Source organism: Arthrobacter sp. SPT-J7, assembly GCF_059089965.1.
In genome coordinates, this window is the sequence record NZ_JBNHFF010000003.1 from 317317 (window position 1) to 343664 (window position 26348).

The window sequence follows — 26348 nt, forward strand, 5'->3', positions numbered from 1 at the left end:
CCCCTTCAGGATCCGGTCTTTTCCACGGACACGGCATCGCCGTCCCCGGCCACCAGGACAAGGTCCACGGTGAGGGTTTCCTGCGAGACCAGCCCCTGGTGCAGGGTGAGGGCGTCGAGCACGGACTGGTCTGCCGTCACCGTGGTGCGGATCCGGTCGCTGACCACCAGTCCGGCGTCCTTGCGGGCCTGCTGGATGGTGCGCACGTAGTCGCGCGCCACCCCCTCGGCCTCCAGTTCCGCGGTCACGGTGGTGTCCAAAACCAGGAACCCGCCGCCGGGCAGCATGGTCACGGCGGCACCCGCCGCGGCGTCCTCGGCGACCACCGTTTCCAGCGAGTATTCCGACGGCTCCAGCACCAGTCCCCCGGCGGTGACCACACCGTCGTCGTCCACCGACCAGTCACCGGACTTGGCCGCCTTAATGGCCTGCTGCACGTTCTTGCCCAGCCGCGGTCCCGCCGCCCGGGCGTTGACCACCAGCTTCTGCGAAATGCCGAACTCCTCCGGCGAAGCGTCGGCGGCGTCGATCAAGCGAACGGACTTGATGTTCAGTTCGTCCTGGATCATCACCGCGTACTGGCCGGAGAGCCGTTCGGCGCCCGGGACCACCACTGTCAGCGAGGCCAGCGGCAGGCGCACCCGTAGGTTCGCGCCCTTGCGCAGGCTCGAGCCGGACGAGCAGATCTGCCGGGTGGTGTCCATCAGTTCCACCAGCTCGGCCAACTGCGGGAACTCACCGGCGTCGGGCAGGTCGGTCAGATGCACCGACCGCCCGCCGGTCAGCCCACGCCAGATCTCCTCGGTCACCAGCGGCAGCAGCGGAGCGGCCACACGGCACACGGTTTCCAGCGCGGTGTAGAGCACATCGAACGCATCGCGGTCCTCGTCGAAGAACCGCTGGCGGGAACGGCGGATGTACCAGTTGGTCAGCGTGTCCAGGTACTCGCGCAGCGCATCGCAAGCACCGGAGACGTCGTAGGCGTCCAGCGCGGCGGTCATGTCGCGGACCAGGTCGCCGGTGTTGGCGAGGATGAACTGGTCCAGCGATTCCATCCCGTCGATCCGGGCGGTGTCGCCGAGGACGGAGACCGCCTCGTAGCCCACGCCGTTGTTCGCGGAGTTGGTGTACAGCTTGAAGAAGTGCCAGACGTTCCACAGCGGGAGCATCACCTGGCGGACACCGTCGCGGATGCCCTGCTCGGTGACGATCAAATTACCGCCACGGAGGATCGGTGACGCCATCAGGAACCAGCGCATGGCGTCGGAACCGTCGCGGTCCAGCACCTCGGACACGTCCGGGTAATTGCGCAGGCTCTTGGACATCTTCTGCCCGTCCGAGCCGAGTACGATGCCGTGGCTGATCACATTGCGGAACGCCGGCCGGTCGAACAGTGCGGTGGCCAGCACGTGCATGGTGTAGAACCAGCCGCGGGTCTGGCCGATGTACTCGACGATGAAGTCCGCCGGGTTGTGGCTGTCGAACCAGTCCTTGTTCTCCATCGGGTAGTGCACCTGGGCGTACGGCATCGACCCGGAGTCAAACCAGACGTCCAGCACGTCCTCCACCCGGCGCATCATCGACTGGCCGGTCGGGTCGTCCGGGTTCGGTCGGACCAGGTCATCGATGTACGGACGGTGCAGGTCCACCTCGCCGTCGTGGTTGCGCGGCAAGGTGCCGAACGCTTCCTCCAGCTCGGCCAGCGATCCGTACACCTCGCGGCGCGGGTAGTCCGGGTTGTCCGATTCCCATACCGGGATGGGCGAACCCCAGAACCGGTTGCGGCTGATGGACCAGTCGCGGGCGTTCTCCAGCCACTTGCCGAACTGACCGTCCTTGACGTTTTCCGGGATCCAGTTGATCTGCTGGTTCAGCTCGACCATCCGGTCCTTGAACTTGGTGACCTCGACATACCAGGAGGAGATGGCGCGGTAGATCAGCGGGGTGCGGCAGCGCCAGCAGTGCGGGTAGCTGTGCTCGAAGCTGGCCTGCCGGACAAGCCGGCCCTCGGCCTTCAGGACCCGGGTGATCGGCTTGTTCGCCTCGAACACCTGCATGCCGGCGATCTCGGCCAGCGGGCCCTCGGCGAAAGTGGACAGGAACTTGGCGCCCTCGTCCACGGACACGATCACCGGGATGCCGTGGTCCTCGCAGATCTTCTGGTCGTCCTCGCCGAACGCCGGCGCCTGGTGGACCAGGCCCGTACCGTCGGTGGTGGTCACGTAGTCGGCCACCACGATCTGCCAGCCGTTGCCGGTGCCCCACTTCTCTGCGTCCGTGTAGTAGTCCCACAGCGGCTCGTAGCGCAGGCCGGCCAGCTGGGTGCCCGTGTACGTGGCGGCGACTGCCTCGGCGGCGGCAGCGGCGTCGTCGTACCCCAGGTCCTTGGCGTAGGCGCCGAGCAGGTCCTGCGCCAGCAGGAACTTCTCCCCCGTAGCCTGCGTACCGTGCGGACCGGCCGGCAGCACCACGTAGCTGATGTCGGGGCCGACGGCGAGCGCTACGTTGGTGGGCAGCGTCCACGGAGTGGTGGTCCAGGCGAGCGCGTTAACGCCGGCCAGCTCTGCGGCCAGGGGGTTCTCCGAGCCTTCGGCAAGGATCGGGAAGGTGACCGTGACCGTCTGGTCCTGGCGCATCTTGTAGACGTCGTCGTCCATCCGCAGTTCATGGTTGGACAGCGGTGTCTCGTCCCGCCAGCAGTACGGCAGCACGCGGAAGCCCTGGTAGGTCAGGCCCTTCTCATGCAGCTGCTTGAACGCCCAGATGACCGACTCCATGTACTCGACATTGAGCGTCTTGTAGTCGTTTTCGAAGTCCACCCAGCGCGCTTGGCGCGTCACGTAGTTCTGCCATTCGTCGGCATACTTCATCACCGAGGTGCGGCAGGCATCGTTGAACTTGTCGATGCCCATGGCAAGGATCTGGTTCTTGTCCGTCATGCCCAGCTGCTTCATCGCCTCCAGCTCGGCGGGCAGGCCGTGGGTGTCCCAGCCGAAGCGGCGCTCCACCTTGTGGCCGCGCTGCGTCTGGTAGCGGGCCACCAGGTCCTTTACATAGCCGGTCAGCAGGTGGCCGTAATGCGGAAGGCCGTTGGCGAAGGGCGGCCCGTCGTAGAAGACAAACTCGTTCCCGCCGTCTTCGCCGGCATCGCGGGCATCCACGGAGGCCTGGAACGTAGCGTCCTGCTGCCAGTATTTGAGCACCAGTTCCTCGATCTCGGGGAACTTGGGCGAGCTCTCGGCAGCGGCAGCGCCGGCAGTGGAGGCCTTGGGATAGATCTGTGGCATTTTCGTCATCCTGGAAAGACAGCTCGGCAAGTGTGGGTACTTCTGCGAGGACGTGTCCTGCTCCGGCGCACCGGTGCGGCTTGAAAAGCCGAACCTGCTGCCGGGCGGAACCCGCGGTACCACCTCACTTGCTGGCCTGATGCGCCGGAACCGGCGCAAAGGGACAGCCACTCGTTCGCTGCTGTGACGGGCTTACCCGTCCGGCTCTACTAAGCCCGCTGTTGCTATCTGGGCCGTTCTTCCGGAAGCTCGCCGGTGATGGCCGGGTCAAAGCTTGTAGCTCAAGTTTAGGGCCACACCGGCGCGACTGTCGAAACGCGGCGCCCTGCCGGCACATCCGGAACTTCGGTGTGCCAATATCGGTTGCGTCTTCTGCGGCGGCGCGGATCGATATAGCCGGGCGGGATGAACCAGGGGATGCCGGCCTGGACCGCGATTTCCCAGTCACCCTGTTCAATCAGGTCGTGGTGGAAAATACAGAGCAGCACCCCGTTGTTGACATTGGTCCGGCCGCCCCGGTACCAGGGCACGATGTGGTGGGCTTCGCACCAAACCGCCGGCATCGTGCAGCCGGGGAACGCGCACCCGCAGTCCCTGACGACGAGCGCCTTGCGAACCCCTGGGGTGAAAACCGTGACGCGCGGCCCAGATCCAGGACCTCGCTCTGCGAACCTAGCACCACCGGAATGATGGACGCGTCGCACGCCAGTCTTCGGACCGTCTTGATCGAGACGGGATGGCCGAACACCGGATGCGCCGGTCCGCTTAACTCGCCGGCCAGTTCCTGGTAGCCGGTGGTGACCATGATTTGTGCCCGGTGCCCGCCGGTGGCCGGCAGCCTTCCGGCAGACAAAGCCACCACGCACCCGGCCACCAAACCGGCCAACTGCTTCTGCGCGAACGACCGCGGATCCAGCGTCTCGGCGTCCAGATCCGTCGACCCATCCTCAAACACGGCGCCTGTTGTCCCGGACACGGGAGCGGGCAAAAAGGCCGCAGTAGCCGGCACCTCACCGTCTGCATCTACGGCGGCAGCTGTGGTCATGCCTGTGCCGTTGCCGGAAGTCACGTTCTCCCCGGTTAGCCGCGGATTGGTCGCTGAATTCATCACCGTCGCCAGCGCCTGGTACTGAGCGTCATCCGCCGCCAGGGTGAAGTAGTGCAAGCCACCGCGCCGCCCGCGATAAAAAACGCCCTGCTTCGCGCGCAGCGCCGCCTCGGATGGCTCCTTCCCGTCGGCGTCGGCGGCCGCCTCCCACGTTTTGGCAATCTTGCCCAAAACGTCCTGGTCGGCTTCCACGGCTTGAAGCACCAACGCCGCCTCCATCTTCGACGCAGTGTCCATCCCGGCAGTCGGACGCACCCGCGCCACCGCATCTGTGATCAGTGACGCTGCCCTGCCCGCAATGCGGCCCTCCGCCAGCGCTTTACCAAGCACCGGTAGCCGGACACTGCCCGGTTCCCCGGAGGGCAGCCGTCCGGCGAGCGCCGCCTGACCGACCCTGATCCGCCGCTTTGCCTCGCCTGCACTAATCCCCAGCCGGGCCCGCAGATACTCTGCATTCGTGCGGAACTCAGTCCCCCGGCCGGCGCTGCTGCCTTTTGCCGCGGCTTCGGCCCCAATTGCCTCCGCGGGATCAGCCCACCCTGGCTCTTGCACGTCCACGTTCGTGTCCGCACCTGCCGCAGAGACTGCGCCAGCATCCGGTAATGAATCGGCGCCGTGGCTCTCGGCAGCCGTGCGTCCGAAGAGTCCGTCCCGCTCCCCGACACTTGCAACATCGGCCCGCTCTACTGCCCAAGCGCCTGCAAGCTGGAAGAACTCCACGATCTTGGAGATGTCCTCTACGGCTGCCACGGTGGCCGCCAGCTCGCTGGTGGACATGGCGTCCATTCCAGCCACGAAGCTGCGGGCCTCGCTGGTCAGTTCGACGCGCACCCGAGCCAGGGAAGCAAGCATCCCTGGTTTCTGTTCGAGCGGTGCGATAGCCATACACCCATTTTTCTTCGAAGATGTATTCGAAGCAATCGGATTCCTCGATTGTGTAGGGGTAGTCGGCCCACCAAGCCGACAGCCCAATTGGTAACGGGTGCCGCCAAGCTGGCGGCGCCAACCGGGGCGGACCCGCCGGTTATGTCACGCTGTGGCCGCCGCCTCGAACGCCTACGTCTCTCCTACTTCCTGATCAGTTTGTGCGCGGCCGCCTGTGCCACAGGGCGCATGACAATCTGGTCAAGGTTTACGTGGTGCGGGAGGTTGAGCGCGTAGGCCACGACGTCGGCGACGTCCTCGGCCAGCAGCGGCTTCTCCACCCCGGAATAGACCTTGTCCGCCGCCGCCTGGTCGCCGCCAAGCCGGTTGAGCGAGAACTCCTCGGTCTGCACCAAGCCCGGCAGGATATCGATCACCCGCACATTGTGTTCGGCCTCTTCCAGCCGCAGCGTGCCGGCCATGGAATGCTGGGCGAACTTGGCAGCCACGTAGCCGCCGCCTCCTTCGTAGGCCACGATGCCTGCTGTGGACGTCAGCAGCACCACGGAGCCTTGGCCGTTCTCTCGCAAGGCGGGCAAGAAAGCCTGGATCATCCGCAACGAGCCGAGCACGTTGACGTCGTACATCTTCTCCCAGTCAGCGAACTTGCCCTCGGCGATCGAGTCCACTCCGAAGGCGCCGCCGGCAATGTTCACTAGCGCGTCGATCCCGCCGTCCGCCAGTACCTCGGCCGCCAACTGGTCGACGGAGTCCTGGTCGGTCACATCGCCGGGCATCGCAACGGCACCGGTTTCTTCGGCGAGCGCGGCAAGCCTATCGGCGCGACGGGCCACCGCCACCACGTCCCAGCCACTGCTCCGCAGTGCCTTTACGGTGGCTGCCCCGATACCCGAACTTGCTCCGGTTACTACTGCGCGCTTGGTCATGAACCCCAGCGTAACGGCAGACACAGAGAGGCCGAAGAACCTTGCAAGCGAACGAAGGGTCAGGAAAGCGCGGCCGGACCGGTAACGGGTGTCTTTTTACCTGTCCGGCCTAGCGGCTGATGATGAGGGGCTTCACGGGCATCGCGCAAGACACCCATTCCATGGTGAGGACAGGGGGTTCTGCGGCGCGGTTGTTCCGGCCCGTGTCATCGCACCAGTCGACGTTGTAGGGCACCGCCGTAACAGTGGCTTCGCCGGCCGCACTTTCGGCGGGGACCGTGAATGTATAGGTGAAGCCCCCGCCGTCGTTCATGGGAGCGGTTTCGCGCAGGACTTCTGCGCCGGAGGCGTCGTTCACCATCACTTCGATCTGGGCGTCGCTGCCGTACCGCGGGTCGCAGCCGGCGTCCGGCGCTGACACCGCCACGGTCTGCCCCGGACTCGCCTCCCCGGGGCTTACCGAATACTCCGGCGGCGAACACGGCGGAGCCGCGAACCCGGTGAAAGCCCCGCAGCCTGACATGGCAGCGCCCAGCACCGCCGCACCCGCCAGTCCCAGGACGCCATGGCCCCGAGTGCAGCGCTGTCTGCCCCCTGTCCGGCTTTTGCCGGCACGGCCCACCCAAGCACGGCTCGCCCAAGCGGACGCGCCCCCTGCGCCAAGCAACCTGGAGACCCGCACCCACCGGGCCATGTCAGCCGGCTTCCCCGAGTTCTTCCAGGATAAGGTCCCGCAACACCGCCGCCTGGTTGTGTGTCTCATCCTTGGCGCCATAAAGCAGGCAAAGCTTCGGATGCTCGCGGGCCAGTTCCAGCAAGCGCTGCAGCGCCTCGGAACCGTCCAGTTCTTTCCGGTACGCCACCGTAAACGCTTCGAACTTCTCGGGCTGGTGGCTGAACTCCTTGCGCAACTCCGCGGATGTTCCCGCTTCCTTCAGCCAGAGGTCCAGCCCTGCCTCGTCCTTCTTGATGCCTCGTGGCCAGATGCGGTCCACCAGCACGCGGTAGCCGTCGCCGTCGTCGGCCGGTTCGTAAACCCGCTTGATCTGCACGTCCGTCATAGCCGCATGCTACGCGAGGCGGGCCGAGGCAGGTAGGTTGCACCGCCGTCGTGAATCTTCATTCCGTGCCCGGCATGAAAGAATGGCCAGCATGGCAGAACATACCCAGGGCACAGACACGCCCGTTTCCGTAAACGTTCCCGACAAGCCCGCCCTCGAAGGCCTCGAGGACGCCCTGTCCCGGCGCTGGCGCGCGGAGGGCACCTACAAGTTCAACCCCGAGACCACGCGGGAGCAGGTCTACTCGATCGACACTCCCCCGCCGACGGCGTCCGGCTCACTGCATGTGGGACACATGTTCTCCTACACACAGACGGACGTTCTGGCCCGCTACCAGCGGATGCGCGGCATGAACGTGTTCTACCCGATGGGCTGGGACGACAACGGCCTGCCCACCGAGCGCCGCGTGCAGAACTTCTACGGTGTGCGCTGCGACCCGTCGGTCCCGTACAACCCGGACTACCAGCCGCCGGCCACGCCGGCGAAGAACCAGCGCGACTTCGACGTGGTCTCGCGCCGGAACTTCATTGAGCTCTGCGAGACCCTGGCTGTGGAGGACGAGAAGGTCTTCGAGAACCTCTTCAGCACGCTGGGCCTGTCCGTGGACTGGGACCTGACCTACCGGACCATCGACGACGTGTCCCGTTCGGTCTCGCAGCGTGCCTTCCTGGCCAACCTGACCGCCGGCGACGCGTACATGGCGGAAGCCCCCACGCTCTGGGACGTCACGTTCCGCACCGCCGTGGCGCAGGCCGAGCTGGAGGACCGGGAGATGCCCGGCGCCTACTACCGCTACGCCTTCGAGACCGCCGACGGCGAGAAGGTCCACATCGAGACCACCCGCCCCGAGCTGCTGCCCGCCTGTGTGGCGCTGGTGGCCCACCCGGACGACGAGCGTTACCAGAAGCTGTTCGGCACCACCGTGAAGTCCCCGCTGTTCGGCGTGGAGGTGGAGGTCAAGGCGCACCCGCTGGCCAAGCCGGAGAAGGGCGCCGGCATTGCCATGGTCTGCACCTTCGGCGACCTGACCGACGTCACCTGGTGGCGAGAGCTGCAGCTGCCCACCCGCTCCATCGTGGGCCGCGACGGCCGGATTATGGCCGAGACGCCGGAGTGGATCACCACCGAGGAAGGCAAGGCGAACTACGCCGAGCTGGCCGGCAAGACCGTGTTCTCCGCCAAGGAGAAGGTGGTGGAGCTGTTGACCGCCGCCGGCGAGCTGGACGGCGAGCCCAAGAAGATGTCCCACCCGGTCAACTTCTACGAAAAGGGCGACAAGCCGCTGGAGGTCGTCACCTCACGCCAGTGGTACATCCGCAACGGCGGACGGGACGAGGACCGGCGCGAACGGCTGATCTCCCGGGGCCGCGAGATCGAGTTCCACCCCGCGTTCATGCGCTCGCGCTACGAAAACTGGATCGAAGGCCTCAACGGCGACTGGCTGGTCTCCCGGCAACGCTTCTTCGGCGTGCCGATCCCCGTCTGGTACCCGCTGGATGCCTCCGGCAACCCGGACTACGACAACCCGGTGCTGCCCAGCGATGACATGCTGCCGGTCGACCCGGCCGCGGAGCCGGCACCGGGCTACGAGGAGTCGCAGCGCAACCAGCCCGGCGGCTTCATCGGCGACGCCGATGTGCTGGACACCTGGGCCACCTCCTCGCTGACCCCGCAGATCGTGGGCAAGTGGAGCCGGGACGAGGCGTTCTTCAACAACGTCTTCCCGTTCGACGTCCGCCCGCAGGGCCACGACATCATCCGCACCTGGCTGTTCTCCACCGCGGTGCGCGCCGACGCGCTGAACGGCTGCGCGCCGTGGAAGCACGCGGCGCTCTCTGGCTGGATTTTGGACCCGGACCGCAAGAAGATGTCCAAGTCCAAGGGCAACGTGGTGGTCCCCACCGACGTGCTGGAGCAGTTCGGCGCGGACGCGGTGCGCTACTGGGCGGCCTCGGCCAAGCTCGGCGCGGACACCGCCTACGAGGTCGCGCAGATGAAGATCGGCCGCCGCCTGGCGATCAAGCTGCTCAACGCCTCCAAGTTCGTGCTGAACCTGGGCGCCACCGAGGCCTCGGTGATTGGCGACGACGCCGCTGTGGTCACCAACCCCTTGGACATTTCGCTGCTGGGCCAGCTGGCCGATGTCGTGGAAACCGCCACGGCGGCGTTCGAGAAGTACGATCACGCCCGGGCGCTGCAGGTCACCGAGAGCTTCTTCTGGTCCTTCACCGACGACTACGTGGAACTGATCAAGGACCGCGCCTACGGTGCCGCCGGCCAGGCGGAGCAGGATTCGGTGCTGGCCACCCTGGCCACCACGCTGGACGCACTGCTGCGCCTGTTCGCACCGTTCCTGCCCTTCGCCACCGAAGAGGTCTGGAGCTGGTGGCGCGCCGGTTCAGTGCACCGCGCCGAATGGCCGACGACGGCGGGGCTCGCCTCGGTGGCCTCGGCCGCCGACAAGGGCCTGCTGGGCACGGTCGGACTGGCGCTGGGCGGTATCCGCAAGGCGAAGTCGGAAGCCAAGGTCAAGCAGCGCACCGAGGTGCTCACCGCGACCATCAGCGGTTCGGCCGCCCAGGTTGCGCAACTGGAGGCCGGGCTCGGAGACCTCAAGGCCGCCGGCAATGCCCGCGAGGTCATGCTGGCCGAGGCCGAGGGCGAACTGACGGTCACCAAGGTGGAACTTGCCGCCGCGGAGGCAACGGCCGAGTAACCCGTCACCTGCCGGTTGACGGAGCCGTTAACGAGGGGAAGCCCCATCAGCGTTTCGCCGTTGGTGGGGCTTCGACTCTTTTGATCCAAAGGTGACGGCTTTGGATCTCGCGAACTCCTCGGAATTTCAGGTCTTCCTAGCCTCGTCACTGGCTGGCAGTTTGTGGAGCTAGTCCACTACTGTCACTGAATCTTTGGTGTTCGGTCCCGCATCTTTTGGTGGATGCGTATAGATATTTATACTCCTGCGCAAGCCGACACGCCATAGCTGTGCGGGAAATAATTTCCGGCTGCTAGGGCGCGTCGGCTCAAGGCAGTGGGCCCCGCCGGGAAGCCTTCCGGCGGAACCGGTCAGTCGAATTCGGGGCTGGTGGTCCGGGAGCGCTTGATCTCGTAGAAGTACGGGAAATCCGCCAGCGCCACCGCGCCGTCGAAAATCTGGCCGGCGGCCTCGCCGCGCGGGATCCGTGTCATCACCGGTCCGAAGAAGGCCGTGCCGTTGAAGGCCACCACCGGGGTTCCGACTTCGTCGCCCACCTTGGAGATGCCTTCCTCGTGGCTGGCGCGCAGCTGCTCGTCGTACTCGTCCGAGGTGGCGAAGCGGGCCAGGTCAGCGGGCAAGCCGACCTCTTCCAGAGCGGCGGCGGTGACGGACTCGTAGTCCTTGTTGCCCTCGTTGTGGATGCGGGTGCCCATGGCGTCGTAGAGCTTCCCCACGTAGGCCTCACCGTGCAGTTCCCGAGCGGCAATAATCACCCGGACCGGCCCCCAGGCCTGCTTCAGGAACTCCTTGTATTCTTCCGGAAGTTCGTCGCGGCCGTCGTTGAGTACGGCCAGGCTCATCACGTGCCAGTCCACCTTCACATCGCGGACCTTTTCGACCTCCAGCATCCAGCGGGAGGTGATCCAGGCGAACGGGCAGGCCGGGTCGAACCAGAAGTCAACGGTGGACGGTGCGGCGTTTTCAGACATATGGCAGTACTCCTTGGTGGGACCGGTTATGGGTGCTGTTGTGCGTAACGGCGCCGCCGGAGGTTTTGTTCCGCCGCAACGCAGTTCGCTGCAGGTGGGTGCGCGGCGTCGGCGGCCGCACGGGATGCTTGGTCAGGCTGAGTCGCGGCGGCGGAGGGCTTCCACATCGTGCGGGATGAGCGTGGGCTCGTCCCCGTCCAGCACCGTCGCCGCGGTGATCACGGCGGTGGCGATGTCGTCGCGGCCAGGCAGGTCGAACATGATCGGTTGCAGCGTCTCTTCCATGATCGCGCGCAGCCCGCGGGCTCCGGTCCCCCGCTCCAGGGCCAGGTCCGCCACGGCATCCAGGGCGTCCTGCTCGAAGACCAGCTCCACACCGTCCAGCTGGAACATCTTCTGGTACTGCCGGATCAGCGCATTCTTCGGTTCGGTGAGGATCTTGATCAGTGCCGGCTTGTCCAGTTCAGCCACCGTGGTGATCACCGGCAGGCGGCCGATGAACTCCGGGATCAGCCCGAACTTGAGCAGGTCCTCGGGCATGACCTCGCCGTAGTTGTCCTGCTGCCGGGCGGCGTCCCTCAGCGGGGCGCCGAAGCCGAGGCCCTTGCGCCCGGCCCGCGAACCGATGATCTCTTCCAGCCCGGCGAAGGCGCCGGCAACAATGAAGAGGATGTTGGTGGTGTCGATCTGGAGGAACTCCTGCTGCGGGTTCTTCCGTCCGCCCTGCGGCGGCACCGAGGCCACGGTTCCTTCCAGGATCTTCAGCAGCGCCTGCTGGACGCCTTCGCCGGACACGTCCCGGGTGATGGACGGGCCGTCGCCCTTGCGGGTCACCTTGTCGATCTCGTCGATGTAGATGATGCCTTGTTCGGCCTTTTTGATGTCATGGTCCGCGGCCTGGATCAGCTTGAGCAGGATGTTCTCCACATCCTCGCCCACATAGCCCGCCTCGGTCAGGGAGGTAGCGTCAGCCACCGCGAACGGCACGTTCAGCTGGCGTGCCAGTGTCTGGGCCAGGTAGGTCTTGCCGCAACCGGTGGGACCAATAAGCAGTACGTTCGACTTGGAGATCTCCACGTCCTGCAGGTCGCCGGTGGCGGACAGCGCGGCATTGCCCGGGGCAGCGTGGCCGGAGCGGATCCGCTTGTAGTGGTTGTAGACCGCCACAGCGAGGGCGCGCTTGGCCGGCTCCTGGCCGATCACGTACTCCTGCAGGAACCCGAAGATCTCCCGCGGCTTGGGCAGCGCACCCAGTTCAGCGGCGGCCGCGCCGGCACCGAATTCTTCCTCGAGCAGCTCGTTGCACAGCCCGACGCATTCGTCACAGATGTAGACGCCGCCGCCGGCGATCAGCTTCTTGACCTGCTTCTGGCTCTTTCCGCAGAACGAGCAGGTGAGAAGCTCCGCGCTTCCGGCGGTGCGGGCCATAGTGTGTCCCCTTGTCTGGTCCTCGTGCGGTCGTCCGTGGTCGTCAGTGGTGCGGCGCGTCAGGCCGACTTGTTCCGCCGCTTGGCCACCACGTCGTGGGAAATCAGCGTCGGTTCCGCCTTGTTGAGCACCACGTCCGCGGTGATCACCACGGAGGCAATATCTTCGCGGCTGGGCAGGTCGAACATCACCGGCTGCAAAGTCTCTTCAATGATCGCCCGCAGCCCGCGGGCGCCGGTCCCCCGCTCCAGCGCGAGGTCCGCCACTGCTTCGAGCGCTTCCTGCTCGAAGTTCAGCTCCACGCCGTCCAGCTGGAACATTTTCTGGTACTGCCGCAGCAGGGCATTCTTCGGCTCGGTCAGAATCTTGATCAGTGCCGGGCGGTCCAGGTTGGATACCGTGGTGATCACCGGCAGGCGGCCGATGAACTCCGGGATCAGGCCGAACTTCAACAAGTCCTCGGGCATGACCTCGCCGTAGCTGTCCTTTTCCGCTGCCGCGTCCTTGAGCGGGGCCCCGAAGCCGATGCCCTTGCGGCCGGCCCGCGACCCGATGATCTCTTCCAGCCCGGCGAAGGCACCTGCCACGATGAACAGCACGTTGGTGGTGTCGATCTGGATGAATTCCTGGTGCGGGTGTTTCCGCCCGCCCTGCGGCGGAACCGAGGCCACGGTCCCTTCCAGGATCTTCAGCAGCGCCTGCTGGACGCCCTCACCGGAGACGTCGCGGGTGATCGACGGGTTTTCGCTCTTGCGCGAGATCTTGTCGATCTCGTCGATGTAGATGATGCCCTGTTCGGCCTTCTTGACGTCATAGTCGGCGGCCTGGATCAGCTTGAGCAGGATGTTCTCCACATCCTCGCCCACGTAGCCGGCCTCGGTCAGCGCGGTGGCATCCGCGACCGCGAAGGGAACATTCAGCCGGCGGGCCAGCGTCTGGGCCAGGTAGGTCTTGCCGCAGCCGGTGGGACCGATCAGCAGGATGTTGGACTTGGAGACTTCCACGTCCTCCAGCGGGCTGGCATCGGACAGGTTGGCCGTCCCCTTGGGGGCATGGCCGGACTGGATCCGCTTGTAGTGGTTGTAGACCGCCACCGCCAGCGCGCGTTTGGCCGGCTCCTGGCCGATCACGTACTCCTGCAGGAAGTCGAAGATTTCGCGCGGCTTGGGCAGTTCGAAGCTGCCCAGGTCCGAAACCTCGGCCAGCTCCTCTTCGATGATCTCGTTGCAGAGCTCGATGCACTCATCGCAGATGTACACGCCGGGGCCGGCGATCAGCTTCCGGACCTGTTTCTGGCTCTTGCCGCAGAAAGAGCACTTGAGCAGGTCAGCGCTCTCACCTATGCGAGCCATATCCGTCCCCTTACTTGGTCCTACGTCGGCCACCTGCCGCGGCAGCGCTGGTGCCCTGACTCTGCTTAAAGCTGCTGCGTTCTTACAGAGCCGGTGCTGCGCTGCCGAGGCTGGCTGACACCAACTCTAATTCACTGCGCCGACAGTTTCAGTAACCACACTGCCCGTGGTGCGATATGACGCGCCACGGGCAGTAAGGCAATCTGAGCAATCTTACCTGTTGTTACTTGGTGATCGCCGGTTTGTGGATCTTGCGGGAGTCGAGCACCTGGTCGATCAGCCCGTATTCCAGGGCACCGTCGGCCGTGAGGATCTTGTCGCGCTCGATGTCCTTATTAACCTGCGCCGCGTCCTTGCCCGAATGCAGGGCCAGCGCGTCCTCCAGCCAGGCGCGCATCCGCATGACTTCGTCCGCCTGGATCTGCAGGTCGGAGGCCTGGCCGCGTTCGCCGCCGCCCAGCGCCGGCTGGTGGATCAGCACGCGGGCGTTCGGCAGCGCCAGCCGCTTGCCGGGCGTACCCGCCGCCAGCAGCACCGCAGCGGCGCTGGCAGCCTGGCCCAGGCACACGGTCTGGATCTCCGGGCGGATGTACTGCATCGTGTCGTAGATCGCGGTCATCGCGGTAAACGAGCCGCCCGGCGAGTTGATGTAGATGGTGATGTCGCGGTCCGGGTCCGTCGACTCAAGCACCAGCAGCTGGGCCATGACGTCGTCGGCCGAGGCATCGTCCACCTGGACACCCAGGAAGATGATGCGGTCCTCGAACAGCTTGGTGTAGGGATCCTGGCGCTTGAAGCCGTACGGCGTGCGCTCCTCGAACTGGGGCAGCACATAGCGGCTCTGCGGCATGTTCGCGGCATAACCGCCGGCAGCGGCACCGAAGTTGTAGTCCATGAGATTCTCCTGCTTGTATTCGGGTCGGTGGCGCGTGGGCTCAGGATTCCGTCGGTTCTGAGCTGGTGTTCTGCGTTCCGCCGCCGCCGGTGACGCCGCCGGCGTGGGCGGAAATCTTGTCGAAGAACCCGTAAGCCAGGCCTTCCTCGGCTGTGAACCACTTGTCGCGGTCGTTGTCGATCAGGATCTGCTCAACCGTCTGCCCGGTCTGCTCGGCGGTCAGTTCGGCCATGACCTGCTTCATGTGCAGGATCAGCTCGGCCTGGATCCGGATGTCGGAGGCCGTGCCGCCGATGCCGCCGGACGGCTGGTGCATCAGAATCCGTGCGTGCGGGGTGGCATAGCGCTTGCCCTTGGTGCCCGAGGACAGCAGGAACTGTCCCATCGACGCCGCCAGGCCGGTGGCCACGGTCACCACGTCGTTCGGAATGAACTTCATCGTGTCGTAGATGGCCATGCCGGCCGTGACCGAACCACCGGGCGAGTTGATGTAGAGGTAGATGTCCTTTTCCGGGTCCTCGGCCGAGAGCAGCAGCAACTGCGAGCAGATGGCGTTGGCGTTATCGTCCCGCACCTCGGAGCCCAGCCAGATGATGCGCTCTTTGAGCAGGCGGTTGTAGATGTAGTCTTCACGGCTGGCGGCCTCGACCGAAGCCATCATCGGAGTGGCGGATTCATTCGACATGCTGAAATACCTCTCGCTTCTTCCCGGGGTCCAACCGTCATCCGGTGGCCCTCGGGTCGTTTACCTACTTGGACAGTAACGTGTTCAGCTGCCCGATTCCTCCCTGACAACGCACTGTTCGCTGACGGCGCATCAGGCCAGTGTTGGCGCGGGAAAACCTCTGCCTGCAGCAGAATGACGACGCCGGAGCTTGCCTTCCGCAGGGCCGTTCGCCGCGCGCTCGGCGGGGTGGTTAAAGCGGCGGACCGCCGGTCCCCCTGTGGGGAGTCCGGCGGTCCGTCGATGCGGCAGTATGCTGCCTACTTCTTCTCTGCTTCGTCGGCCTCTTCGGCAGCGTCGGTGTCATCCATCGAGTCGCTGTCCGCGGCGTCGGCTTCGTCGGCGCCCTCGGCTTCGGTGTCTTCCATCGACTCGATGTCGGCGGCGTCGGCTTCTTCAGCACCCTCAGAGTTGCCGGCCTCGGCTGCCTGGATCATGTCTTCGATGTTCGGCTCTTCGTCGCCGGCGGGGCGGACGAAGTCGCTGAGGTCCACCTCGTTGCCGTTCGAGTCGGTGACCTTGGCCAGCTCCAGCACCTTGGCCAGGGCCTTGCGGCGGCGAACCTCGCCCACCATCATGCCGACCTGGCCGGACTGGTCCAGCAACTGCGCGAACTGGTTCGGGTCCATGCCGTACTGGCCGGCGGAGGAGACGATGTAGTCGATCAGTTCGGCCTGGCTGACGCCCAGCTCTTCCTTATCGGCTACGGCGTCCAGCACGATCTCGTTCTGGAAAGCCTTTGCGGTGTTCTCGCGGACTTCGGCGCGGTGCTCTTCGGTGTCGTGGTCTTCACCGTGGCTGTTCTCCGGGCGGAAGTGCTGTTCCAGCTGCTCCTCGACGACGGATTCCGGCACCGGAACCTCGACCAGCTCCATGAGCTTGTCCAGCACCTTGTCGCGGGCCTCGATGCCCTGCTCCATGACCTTGGCGTCGGCGGCCTGCTTGGCCAGGTCTTCCTTCAGCTCGGCGATGGTGTCGAACTCGCTCGCCAGCTGGGCGAAGTCGTCGTCGGCCTCAGGCAGCTCGCGCTCCTTGACGGCCTTCAGCTTCACCGTGACGGTGGCGTCCTTGCCGGCGTGCTCGCCGCCAGCCAACTTGGTCTCGAACGTGGCGTCCTCGCCGGCGCTCAGCGCGGTGACGGCTTCGTCCAGGCCTTCGAGCATGGTGCCGGCGCCTACCTGGTAGGACAGGTCGGCGGCGGAATCAACCTCTTCGCCGTCCACCTTGGCGGACAGGTCCATGGTGATGAAGTCGTCGGCAGCGGCCGGACGGTCAACGGTCTTCAGGGTGCCGAAGCGGCCGCGCAGGTCGTCCAGTGCCTTCTGCACGTCTTCCTCGGAGGCCTCGGTGGCTTCCACGGTGACCTCAAGGCCGGCGTACTCCGGCAGCTCGATCTCGGGGCGGATGTCAACCTCAACGTGGAAGGCCAGCTGCCCTTCGGTGGCGGCCGGGTCCGGAACCTCGGTGATTTCCACCTCGGGGCGGCTCAGCGGGCGGATCCCGGTCTCTTCGATGGCGCCCTGGTAGAAGCCGTTCAGCCCCTCGTTGATAGCGGTCTCGATCACGTAGCCGCGGCCCACGCGCTGGTCGATCAGCTTGGCCGGAACCTTGCCCTTGCGGAAGCCGGGAACCTGGATCTGACCCGCGATGGTCTTGTACGCCGCGTCGATGCTGGGCTTGAGTTCCTCAAAGGGGACCTCAACGTTGAGCTTGACCCGGGTGGGGGTGAGGGTTTCGACAGCGCTCTTCACAGCGTTAGGACTCCTGATAGCTATAGGGGTTAAATCTGCACCAAGAATACAGAGTCGGGGCGACAGGACTCGAACCTGCGATCTCCTGCTCCCAAAGCAGGCGCGCTAGCCACTACGCTACGCCCCGTAGTGCACACGCAAGTCTACGGGCTATACCGGCCTGCTGCACAATTACGTCACGCGGAGCGGCTGCGCCGATTGAAACCCTGGCACCGCCGCCGCTAACAGAAAAGGCGGCCCCTACCGGACCGCCTCTCTCTGCGAGGGGATGACGGGAATCGAACCCGCGTAATCAGTTTGGAAGACTGAGGCTCTACCATTGAGCTACATCCCCGAGGACGTTGAAACTTTAGCACGACGGCGGCCCCGTTCAACAAATCGGCACGGCCGCCACTGGGGGAAACCGTGCTGCTGCCCGAGCAGTCACGCCGGGCCCGTCCAACTAATCCGCGCAGCTCCTGCGCCGTCTCCCCAGCCCCAGAGCGCAGCGCCCCGGTGGGGACAGGGTTTGCCGCCGAGGACAGGGTTTTGCTGTGAGGGCAGGGTTTTGCTGCGAGGGCAGGGTGCATATCCCCTGCCCTGGCCGATAAACCCCGCCCTCGCCGCATCAGGAAGGGCCGGCAGGTGAGAAAGCCGCGCGAACAGGCGGAACCCTGCCGGAATAAGACCGAGCCACCCGCCGACATCAGGCGGGCTGGCAGGAAGGGCACCAGTAGAGCTTGCGGGCGGCCATGTCCGTCAGCGCCACCGGGTTGCCGCAGACCCGGCATGCCATGCCCTGCCGCTGGTACACGTAGTAGGCGTTGTCCGGCCACACCGGCAGCACCCGGCCGGCGGGGTCGGTGTCCCGGTGTTCGGGCCGGGTGGTGATGATCTTGCCGTCGCGGACGCCGTCGCTCATCACGTCCACGATGTCCGCCCATAACAGCCCGGCCTCCTCCGGGGAGAGCTGCTGGCCGGGCAGCCAGGGGCTCAGCCCGCGGCGGAACAGCGTTTCGGCCCGGTAGATATTGCCGACGCCGGCCACCACGTTCTGGTCCATCAGCAACAGCCCCACGGCCGTGCGCTTGGAGGTCAGCCTCCGGACGAACTCGGCGGCCCCATCGGCGGCCCGGCCGGTTCCATCCAGCGCCGGGTCACCCTCATGCTGCAGCGGGTCAGCCTCATGTTGCAGCGGGTCGGGCCCCAATTTGCCGACGACGGCGGACGCCTCCTCGGGCGTGAGCACCTCGCAGGCGGTGGGGCCGCGGAGGTCCGCCCATCCGTGGTCGGACACCAGCCGGACCCGCACTTGGCCCACCGGCTTAGGCGGGCCGTCGTACTCAACCGGAGCACCGTCGTCGTACGTTTCCCGCTCCCCCACCCGGCGCGGCGCGCCAATGCTGGAGGCGCCGCGGAACGTCGCATCGCCGCCGAAACTCCACGCCCCGTACAGGCCCAGGTGGACCCGGAGGACCAAGCCGTTGTCGAAGTGCAGGAACAGCTGCTTGCCGTGCGCGCGGGCAGTCAGCAGCGTGGCCCCGTCGAGCCGGGCGGCGCCGGCGGCGAACCGGCCCTGCGGGCTGGAGACGGCAAGCTGCGCGCCGGCGAAAACGTCCTGGAACTGGCGGGCCAGGCGGTGGACCGAATGGCCTTCGGGCATGGTTAGGCCGGGACCTCGCCGGTGGTTTCGTAGGAGGCGATCTTGCCGATCCGGCGGGCGTGGCGTTCGGCGTGGGAGAACGGCTCGGCCAGGAACGCCTCGATGATGGCGGTGGCTTCCTCCACGCTGTGCATGCGGCCGCCGACGGCCACCACGTTGGCGTCGTTGTGCTCGCGGGCCAGCTTGGCGGTGTCCAGGTTCCACGCCAGCGCGGCGCGGATGCCCTTGACCTTGTTCGCCGCGATCTGCTCGCCGTTGCCGGAGCCGCCCAGCACGATGGCCAGCGCGTCCACGCCTGCAGCTTGGTCCGCCACCACGGCGAGCGCGGCGTTGATGCAGAACGAGGGGTAGTCGTCCTCGGCGTCGTACGCGGTGGGCCCGTGGTCGATGACCTCGTGGCCCTGCCCGGTCAGGTGCTCGATCAGGTGGTGGCTGAGGTCCAGGCCGGCATGGTCGGTGGCAATGTGAACGCGCATGGGGTCCTTCTGTGGCGTGTGGGGAGGGAGAATGGCGGCTTCCAGCCTACTGGAGCAGGCGCGCCGCCGTCGTCCGCCCCTTTACGCACGCCCGGCTGGCCGTCAGAATAGCGGCATCCGTTCCGACAGGATGCGAGCGTGCCGCGCACTATCCATTTCCCCGTCAACACCCTGGCCCTCAAGCGCGGGGGCCTGGTCAAGGCGGTGCGCACCCGGGCCAACACGCTGGCCAAGAACCGCGCGGCGGAAGAGATCTGGATCGAGGTGCTGGGCCTGCAGTTCCGGCTGGCCCGCGAGGTCGCCGAGCTGAAGGCGGACGGCCATCTGCATCCGGACGTCAAGGTCCGCACCGTCCTGTATGGGCTGGATCCCAGCCCGGAGGCGGACACCCGCCAGCCGGTCCAGCCGCCGCCGGAGGACGACTACGACATTGTTCCGGTGGGCACCTCCGGCTTCGCCTTCGGATACTTCCGCGACGGGATCCAGGAGTATTACGTGCGGTTCCAGCCCGACGGCACCTTGGCCGCCGTCGAACAACTGGCGCCGAACCGCGCGCGGCTGCGCCGGGAGGACATGGACGACCAGGGCCGGCTGGTGCTGGTGCAGCATTTTCTGGAAGCGTCCAAGACCCCCACGGCGCAGCGCCTGATCGGCCGCGACGGCCACTGCTTCCTGACGATCACGCAGCATCCCGGCTCGCCCAAATGGGGACGCAGCTACCTGTTCGACGGCCTGCCGCACGACGACGGCGATGCCCTCACCTTCGCGGATCCGGCCGACCTTTACCGGTACGCCTTCGAGCAACTGCTGGCGGCCGAAGAGGCTCCGGTGCTTACGTCCGAATTCCGCGAGAACCTGAACAACCTCCCAGGGAAGACCTTGGACGACGCCGTCGGCAGCATCCGGCACCCCAACCTGCGGCGCATCGCCGCCGTGCACAGCAACCACTTGGAACCGCCCTACGTAGTGGGTTCGGGCGTCAGCCGCAACTGGCGCAGGCTGCTGGAGCACCTGGACCAGTGGGACGGACTCGTCCTGCACACCGATGCCCAGCGTGAGGACATCGCCGCCGAGTTCGGCCACGCCGACCGGCTGCACACGATCGGGCAACTGGCGCCGCCGGAACAGCCGGCGCCCCCCGAGCGCCCGCCCCCGGCCACCGATCCGGACCACCCCACCGCGACCGCCCCGGCCACCGATCCGGACCACCCCACCGCGGCCGCCCCGGCCACCGATCCGGACCGGCTGGTCATGGTCGCCCGGCTGCACCCCAAGAAGCGGGTGGACGAGGCCATCCGGGTCTTCGCCCTGGTCCGGGACAGCAACCCTCAGGCCCGGCTGGAGCTCTTCGGCTTCGGCTACGGCGACGAGGAAGAAGGAACCATCCGGGCGCTCATCGACGAACTGGGCCTCGGCGCCGCCGTCGACTTCCCGCCCTTCACCAACAATGTGGCGGACATCTACGCCACCGCCTGTGCCACGCTGCTCACCTCGGCCTCCGAGGGTTTCCCGCTGATCCTGCTGGAGAGCATGTCTTTCGGCGTCCCGGTCGCGGCCTACGACGCCAATTACGGTCCGCGGGACGTGATCCGCCACCGCGCCAATGGCTTCCTGGTGCCGTTCGGCGACCGGCAGGCCCTGGCCGACGGCCTCCTCGCGCTGATGCGGGATCCGGAGTTGCGCGCGCGCATGGCGCAGGCCAGCCGTGAAACCCTGAAGCGGTTCGACGAAGCCAGCTACGTGACCGGCTGGACCAAGGCACTGACCGGCTGACGCGCATCGTCCGCAGGGACCCAAACCCGTCCGAAGGGACACAGAACCGAAACTATTCGCCTTTTTTCCACAACTGCTGCGCCGCCGCCCATCGCGGTGAGACAATGACCACATTGTGCAAGGGTTCTTTCAGATCCGGGCACGTCCGACCGGTCCCCCACGGGGACACCAATGTATTACTGGAGGCGATCTTGCCAGGTTTGAATCTCACCCGTGACGAAGCGCGGGCCCGCGCCGAACTGCTCAACGTTGAGTCGTACGACGTCACGCTGGACCTCACCCGCGGCGCCAAGGTTTTCGGCTCGCGCACCGTGGTCACCTTCAGCGCCACCGCTGGCGGCTCCACCTTCATCGACGCCGTCACGGACACCGTCCGCTCGGTCACGCTCAACGGCACCGCGCTGGATCCGGCCGAGGTTTCCGACGGCGTGCGCATCCAGTTGCCGGACCTGGCCGAGCACAACGTGCTGGAGATCGACGCCGACGCGCTCTACATGAACACCGGCGAGGGCCTGCACCGCTTCGTGGACCCGGTGGACAACGAGGTCTACCTGTACAGCCAGTTCGAGGTCCCCGACTCGCGCCGCATGTTCGCCGTGTTCGAGCAGCCGGATTTGAAGGCGGCCTTCCGCTTCACCGTTACCGCGCCGTCGCACTGGGACGTTATCTCCAACTCCCCCACCCCGGCGCCGCAGCACGTGGGTTCCGCGGACGACGGCGCTGCTGCCGCCACCTGGGCGTTCGAGCCCACCCCGCGGATCTCCTCCTACATCACCGCGCTGATCGCCGGCCCGTACCAGTCTGTGCGCAGCGAGCTGACCAGCTCCGACGGCCGCACCATCCCGCTGGGCGTGTTCGCGCGCAAGTCGCTCATGCAGTACCTGGACGCGGAGAACATCTTCACGCTCACCCGGCAGGGCTTCGAGTTCTACGAGAAGCAGTTCGGCACCCCGTACCCGTTCGCCAAGTACGACCAGCTGTTCGTGCCGGAATTCAACGCCGGCGCCATGGAGAACGCCGGCGCGGTCACCTTCCTGGAGAACTACGTGTTCCGCTCCCGGCCCACCAACGCCATGGTGGAGCGCCGCGCAATCACGGTGCTGCACGAACTGGCGCACATGTGGTTCGGCGACCTGGTCACCATGCGCTGGTGGAACGACTTGTGGCTGAACGAGTCCTTCGCCGAGTTCATGTCCACGCTGGCTGCCGCCGAGGCCACCGAGTACACGAACGCCTGGACCACGTTCGCGTCCATGGAGAAGTCCTGGGCCTACCGGCAGGACCAGCTGCCCTCCACGCACCCGATCACCGCGGAGATCAAGGACCTGGAGGACGTGCAGGTCAACTTCGACGGCATCACTTATGCCAAGGGTGCCTCGGTACTGCGCCAGCTGGTGGCCTGGGTGGGCCAGGAGGAGTTCATGGCCGGGGTGCGCGAGTACTTCGGTAAGCATGCCTGGGCCAACACCGAGCTGGCCGACCTGCTGGGTGAGTTGGAGATTTCCAGCGGCCGCGACCTGAAGGACTGGTCGGCCAAGTGGCTGGAAACCGCCGGCGTGAATACCCTCCGCGCCGAGATTTCCACCGACGACGGCGGTGCCATCACCTCGTTTGCCATCCTCCAGTCTGCCCCGGAGGGCCACCCGACCATCCGGCCGCACCGCCTCGCCGTGGGCTTCTACGACCTGGACGGCAACGGCAAGCTGGTGCGCACGCACCGCGAGGAACTGGACGTGGACGGCGAGCGCACCGAGGTGCCGCAGCTGGCCGGGCTGGCGCGTCCCGCCCTGGTGCTGCTCAACGACGACGACCTGGCCTACGCCAAGATCCGCCTGGACGAGGCCTCGCTGGCCACCTCCAAGGCCCACCTGAAGGACTTCACCGCGTCGCTGCCGCGTACCCTGGTGCTGGCCTCGGCTTGGGATGCCACCCGCGACGGCGAGACGCCGGCCCGCGAGTACGTGGCGCTGGTGCTGAACAACATCGCCTACGAGACCGACTCCTCGGTGGTGCTGGTGCTGCTGCGCCAACTGGCCACCACGCTGGCCTTCTACGTGAACCCGGACGACCGCAAGCGGCTAACCATCGCCGCCGCGGACCGGCTCTGGGCCCTGGCCGGCGAAGCTGCCGCCGGATCCGACTCGCAGCTGCAGTTCGCCAAGGCCTTCGCCGTGCACGCGCAGACCGAGGAACAGCTGGACACCGTCGCCGCGCTGCTGGACGGCGGACGCAAGCTGGACGGGCTGACCGTGGACGCGGACCTGCGTTGGGAACTGCTCACCTCGCTGGTGGCCGGCGGCCGCTTCGGCCAGGCCGAGATCGACGCCGAACTGGAGCGCGACCACACTGCCACCGGCCAGCGTGCCGCCGCCTTGGCCCAGGCCGCCATCCCCACCGCGGAGGCGAAGGCAGCGGCGTGGGACGCCGTCGTCGTCAAGGGCGACCTGCCCAACGCCACCCAGCAGTCGGTCATCGCCGGCTTCACCCGAGTGCACGACACCGCTCTGCTGGAGCCGTACGCGGCCAAGTACTTCGACGCCATCGAAGACATTTGGAACACGCGCACGCACGAGCTCTCGCAGCAGATCGTGGTGGGGCTTTACCCGTCGCAGCTGACCACCCAGGCCACCGTGGACGCCACCGACGCATGGCTGGATTCGCTGGCGGAACGCTCCCCCGCGCTGCGCCGCCTGGTGCTGGAAAACCGCGACGCCGTAGTCCGCGCCCTCAAAGCCCAAGCCGCCGACCGGTAATCCCACGCACCGGGCGCGGGACCGCACGCGGCTTAGACACGTCGCTCGTTCCTCGCTCCGCGATGCGCCGCTTAGCGCTCCCGCGCCCGGCCCATCTCAGTGGTCGACCCCAGGCCCCACCGGTGGTCGATGAAGGCGCGCCAGCGCCGAGTAGAGACCCGGCCGCGTGGAGACCCGTCCCGCGCGGAGACCTGCGCCGCATCAACACACTGCCCGCCGGAACAACCGTTCCGGCGGGCAGTCGCCTTTCCGTCCCGTCGGCTTGGTGAACGGGCCGAGCGCTCAGCGCAGAGGTACTGCACCTGCTGCCCGCGGATCTAAAATGCCTCAACAGTGCGGATGGGAAGGAGCCAGATGTCCAGCCGCCAGTCCCGCCAACGCCGGATCGTCCGTGCGCAACGGGACCATCGGCAGCCCCCGGCCGGTGACTGCCGGAGGCCGAAGCTGGCATGGGCCCGCTGACGGTTGCCGGGCAGCTGGCGGTGATGCTGGCCGTTTTCTACCTGCCCGGGTTCCTGGCGCTGCGGGGGCTGCGGCAACCGGCGATCCGCGCCCTGGTGCTCGCCCCGGCCGCCGGCACCGCGCTGGCCGCGGTCGGCACCATGGTCTGCCTGTTCTCCGGCGTGCGCTGCACTCTGCTGTCCGCCGCGGTGCTGGCCGCGCTGGGCATTGGGCTGTGCTGGTTGGCTGGGCGGGCCATCGCCCCGCCCGAAGCCCGCCTCGCAGCCGTGCCGCGCCCGGTGAAGTGGATGATGGCGGCGTCGCTGGCCATCACGGCCGTGATCCTGGGCTGGGTCATGTTCCAGGCCATGGGCTCCATCCACCGGGTGTCGCAGGCGTGGGATCCGACCTACCACGTCAACGTCCTGCAGTGGATCAAGCACAACGGCCAGGCCAGCCCGTGGAGCATCTGGCCGATCTTCGGGGGCGCAGCGCCGTCGTTCTATCCCGCCGGCTGGCACGCCATGGTGTCCCTGGTGCCGGGCGACGTGGTGACGGCGGGCAATTTGTCCTGCCTGGTCATCGGCTGCCTGATCTGGCCGGCCTCGCTCTCGCTGCTCGCCCGCGCCTTGTTCCCGGCACGGCCGCTGGTCTGGATCCTGACACCGCTGCTCGCCTCGTCCATGCTGGCGTTCCCCTTCGTGCAGATGTTCCGCGCCGGCCAGTGGCCCAACTCATTCGCGGTGGCGCTGCTGCCGGGCATCCTCGCGCTCGGCATCGAGTTGCAGTGCCGGCTGCCGGCTCCCTCCGCGGGGCATCGTGCCGCTGAGCGCACTGTCAACGCAGGCACCGGCCCCGGCGCCCGGCAACGCTCCCTGCCGCATGCCGACCGGAGAAGGACGACGGCGGACCTCGCCGCGCTCGCGGTGGTCACCTTTGGTGCCGCCTGGATCCACCCCTCGGCCCTTGCCAGCCTGCTGGTGCTCGGCAGCGTCTATCTGGCCCGCGTCGTTTTCCTCGGGCTGGTTCGCCTGTGGCACAGCCACAGCGGGCGGTTCGTTGCCGCCGTCGTGGTGCTCGCCGCGGCCGTGGCCGCCGTCGTCGTCATTCTGGCCCAGTCGCAACTGCTGGCGGGTGTGATGTCCTATCCGCGCCAGCCCACGGCGGGTTGGGCGGACGCGCTCGTGTGGCTGCTCTTCGACCTGCCGCGCCAGCCGGCCAGCGCCGACGCAGTTCCGCAGAGTTACGCCGTCGCCGTCGGCGTCCTGATGGTCTGCGGCGCGCTGTTGGCCTGCTTCAACCGGAGGACCAGGCCCGCGGTGGCCGGGATGGCGGCCGCCGTCGTGCTGTTCATCCTCGCCGCGGGACCGGAAGACCGGCCGTTCCGCTGGCTGACCGGCGTCTGGTACACCGATCCGCCGCGGATCGCGCCGCTGGTCCACATCTTCGGCGTGGTCTTCGCCGCGCTGGCCCTGGACCAGTCGTGCACGCTGCTGGTGCGGCTGATCCGTCCGCTGCGCGACCGCGCCGACCGCCGCGCTCATGGCCACATGTTGGCGGCCGCGGGACTGGCCTTCGCCATCCTGGCCGCGGTCTTCGTGACCAGCGGCGCCTTCCGGCATGACGTGCGCGTTGACGTGGCCTCCATCCGCTACGGCATCACCGAGCACCGGGACGGCCGGGCGCTGATGGGCGACGAACAGGACTTCATCCGCTCGCTGGGGCCGCTGCTGCCCGACGACGCCATCGTCATCGGTGACCCGTTCAACGGCCTGCCATATATCTACTCCCTCACCGGCCACCAAACCGTCTACTTCCAGAACGTCAGCAGCGCGGGGAACAAGGACAAGGACTACCTGCGCTGGCATTTCCGCAACATCACATCCGATCCCCGCGTCTGCCCGGCGCTGCAGAGCACGGGTGCCACCTACCTCTACGACGACGAGCCGATCCGCGGCTACCAGCACAGCGCCAAGCACCAGTGGCCCGGCTTCCAACACGTCGACTTCTCCCACGGCTTCCGACTCATCGCATCGCACGGCAGCGCAGCGCTTTACGAAATCACCGCCTGCAACTGACCTCGACTGCGGCGGCGAGGGTTGTCTTTCACCTGTATGCGCGGCCTCACAGGATGCCCGTTCCAAACTCTGGAGCTGCCT

18 protein-coding genes and 2 tRNA genes are annotated in these 26348 nt (G+C 66.8%); 4 read left to right on the top strand and 16 right to left on the bottom strand.

What is annotated here, in order from left to right; translation table 11 throughout:
• Window positions 1-5: 5 nt before the first annotated feature.
• The 6 genes from ileS to AC5RWX_RS06950 form a co-directional block, all read right to left on the bottom strand.
• Window positions 6-3296, bottom strand: coding sequence for an isoleucine--tRNA ligase (gene ileS, locus AC5RWX_RS06925; RefSeq protein ID WP_494097096.1), 3291 nt, complete (start codon window positions 3294-3296; stop codon window positions 6-8).
• Window positions 3297-3574: 278 nt separating this feature from the next.
• Complete coding sequence (locus tag AC5RWX_RS06930; protein ID WP_494097097.1) at window positions 3575-3850, bottom strand: HNH endonuclease; 276 nt, start codon at window positions 3848-3850, stop codon at window positions 3575-3577.
• Entirely contained in the window at window positions 3745-5280 is a 1536-nt protein-coding gene (locus AC5RWX_RS06935; RefSeq protein ID WP_494097098.1) for a DUF222 domain-containing protein, read from the bottom strand. The genes AC5RWX_RS06930 and AC5RWX_RS06935 overlap by 106 nt, the downstream gene beginning before the upstream one ends.
• Window positions 5281-5462: 182 nt before the next feature.
• Complete coding sequence (locus AC5RWX_RS06940) at window positions 5463-6206, bottom strand: SDR family oxidoreductase (protein ID WP_493957722.1); 744 nt, start codon at window positions 6204-6206, stop codon at window positions 5463-5465.
• A gap of 109 nt (window positions 6207-6315) precedes the next feature.
• Window positions 6316-6627 (bottom strand): hypothetical protein, encoded by a 312-nt coding sequence (locus tag AC5RWX_RS06945; RefSeq protein WP_494097099.1) that lies wholly within the window; start codon window positions 6625-6627, stop codon window positions 6316-6318.
• Window positions 6628-6901: 274 nt separating this feature from the next.
• Complete coding sequence (locus tag AC5RWX_RS06950; protein WP_493942737.1) at window positions 6902-7267, bottom strand: DUF488 domain-containing protein; 366 nt, start codon at window positions 7265-7267, stop codon at window positions 6902-6904.
• A gap of 91 nt (window positions 7268-7358) precedes the next feature.
• Between AC5RWX_RS06950 and valS the strand changes: the two genes are divergently transcribed.
• The gene (gene valS / locus AC5RWX_RS06955; RefSeq protein ID WP_494097100.1) at window positions 7359-9983 is read left to right on the top strand and encodes a valine--tRNA ligase; all 2625 of its coding nucleotides are present in this window, start codon (window positions 7359-7361) and stop codon (window positions 9981-9983) included.
• Between the two features lie 350 nt (window positions 9984-10333).
• On the opposite strand, the gene AC5RWX_RS06960 is transcribed toward valS, so the two are convergent.
• The 10 genes from AC5RWX_RS06960 to AC5RWX_RS07005 form a co-directional block, all read right to left on the bottom strand.
• Window positions 10334-10954 (bottom strand): mycothiol-dependent nitroreductase Rv2466c family protein, encoded by a 621-nt coding sequence (locus tag AC5RWX_RS06960; RefSeq protein ID WP_494097101.1) that lies wholly within the window; start codon window positions 10952-10954, stop codon window positions 10334-10336.
• A 132-nt stretch (window positions 10955-11086) separates the two neighbouring features.
• Window positions 11087-12382, bottom strand: a complete 1296-nt coding sequence (gene clpX / locus AC5RWX_RS06965; RefSeq protein WP_494097102.1) for an ATP-dependent Clp protease ATP-binding subunit ClpX — start codon at window positions 12380-12382, stop codon at window positions 11087-11089.
• Window positions 12383-12441: 59 nt separating this feature from the next.
• Window positions 12442-13734 carry an ATP-dependent Clp protease ATP-binding subunit ClpX gene (gene clpX / locus AC5RWX_RS06970; protein ID WP_414958766.1) on the bottom strand — a complete coding sequence of 431 codons (1293 nt, stop codon included), beginning with the start codon at window positions 13732-13734 and terminating at the stop codon, window positions 12442-12444.
• A 223-nt stretch (window positions 13735-13957) separates the two neighbouring features.
• Window positions 13958-14629 carry an ATP-dependent Clp protease proteolytic subunit gene (locus tag AC5RWX_RS06975; protein WP_493941699.1) on the bottom strand — a complete coding sequence of 224 codons (672 nt, stop codon included), beginning with the start codon at window positions 14627-14629 and terminating at the stop codon, window positions 13958-13960.
• Between the two features lie 40 nt (window positions 14630-14669).
• Window positions 14670-15314: an ATP-dependent Clp protease proteolytic subunit gene (locus tag AC5RWX_RS06980; RefSeq protein WP_494097103.1), complete on the bottom strand. Its 645-nt coding sequence runs from the start codon at window positions 15312-15314 to the stop codon at window positions 14670-14672.
• Window positions 15315-15613: 299 nt separating this feature from the next.
• Window positions 15614-17104 carry a trigger factor gene (gene tig, locus AC5RWX_RS06985; protein ID WP_493957727.1) on the bottom strand — a complete coding sequence of 497 codons (1491 nt, stop codon included), beginning with the start codon at window positions 17102-17104 and terminating at the stop codon, window positions 15614-15616.
• Between the two features lie 54 nt (window positions 17105-17158).
• A tRNA-Pro gene (locus AC5RWX_RS06990) sits at window positions 17159-17231 on the bottom strand.
• 136 nt (window positions 17232-17367) lie between these two features.
• A tRNA-Gly gene (locus AC5RWX_RS06995) sits at window positions 17368-17438 on the bottom strand.
• A 351-nt stretch (window positions 17439-17789) separates the two neighbouring features.
• A complete protein-coding gene (locus AC5RWX_RS07000) occupies window positions 17790-18746 on the bottom strand; it encodes an Fpg/Nei family DNA glycosylase (protein ID WP_494097104.1) in 957 nt (318 codons plus the stop codon).
• 2 nt (window positions 18747-18748) lie between these two features.
• Window positions 18749-19222, bottom strand: a complete 474-nt coding sequence (locus tag AC5RWX_RS07005) for a ribose-5-phosphate isomerase (RefSeq protein ID WP_494097105.1) — start codon at window positions 19220-19222, stop codon at window positions 18749-18751.
• Between the two features lie 138 nt (window positions 19223-19360).
• Between AC5RWX_RS07005 and AC5RWX_RS07010 the strand changes: the two genes are divergently transcribed.
• The 3 genes from AC5RWX_RS07010 (at window position 19361) to AC5RWX_RS07020 (ending at window position 26267) form a co-directional block, all read left to right on the top strand.
• Window positions 19361-20995: a glycosyltransferase gene (locus tag AC5RWX_RS07010; RefSeq protein ID WP_494097106.1), complete on the top strand. Its 1635-nt coding sequence runs from the start codon at window positions 19361-19363 to the stop codon at window positions 20993-20995.
• Window positions 20996-21195: 200 nt separating this feature from the next.
• Window positions 21196-23748, top strand: coding sequence for an aminopeptidase N (gene pepN / locus AC5RWX_RS07015; protein ID WP_494097107.1), 2553 nt, complete (start codon window positions 21196-21198; stop codon window positions 23746-23748).
• A 449-nt stretch (window positions 23749-24197) separates the two neighbouring features.
• Window positions 24198-26267, top strand: a complete 2070-nt coding sequence (locus tag AC5RWX_RS07020) for a DUF6541 family protein (protein ID WP_494097108.1) — start codon at window positions 24198-24200, stop codon at window positions 26265-26267.
• The last annotated feature ends 81 nt before the right edge of the window (window positions 26268-26348 follow it).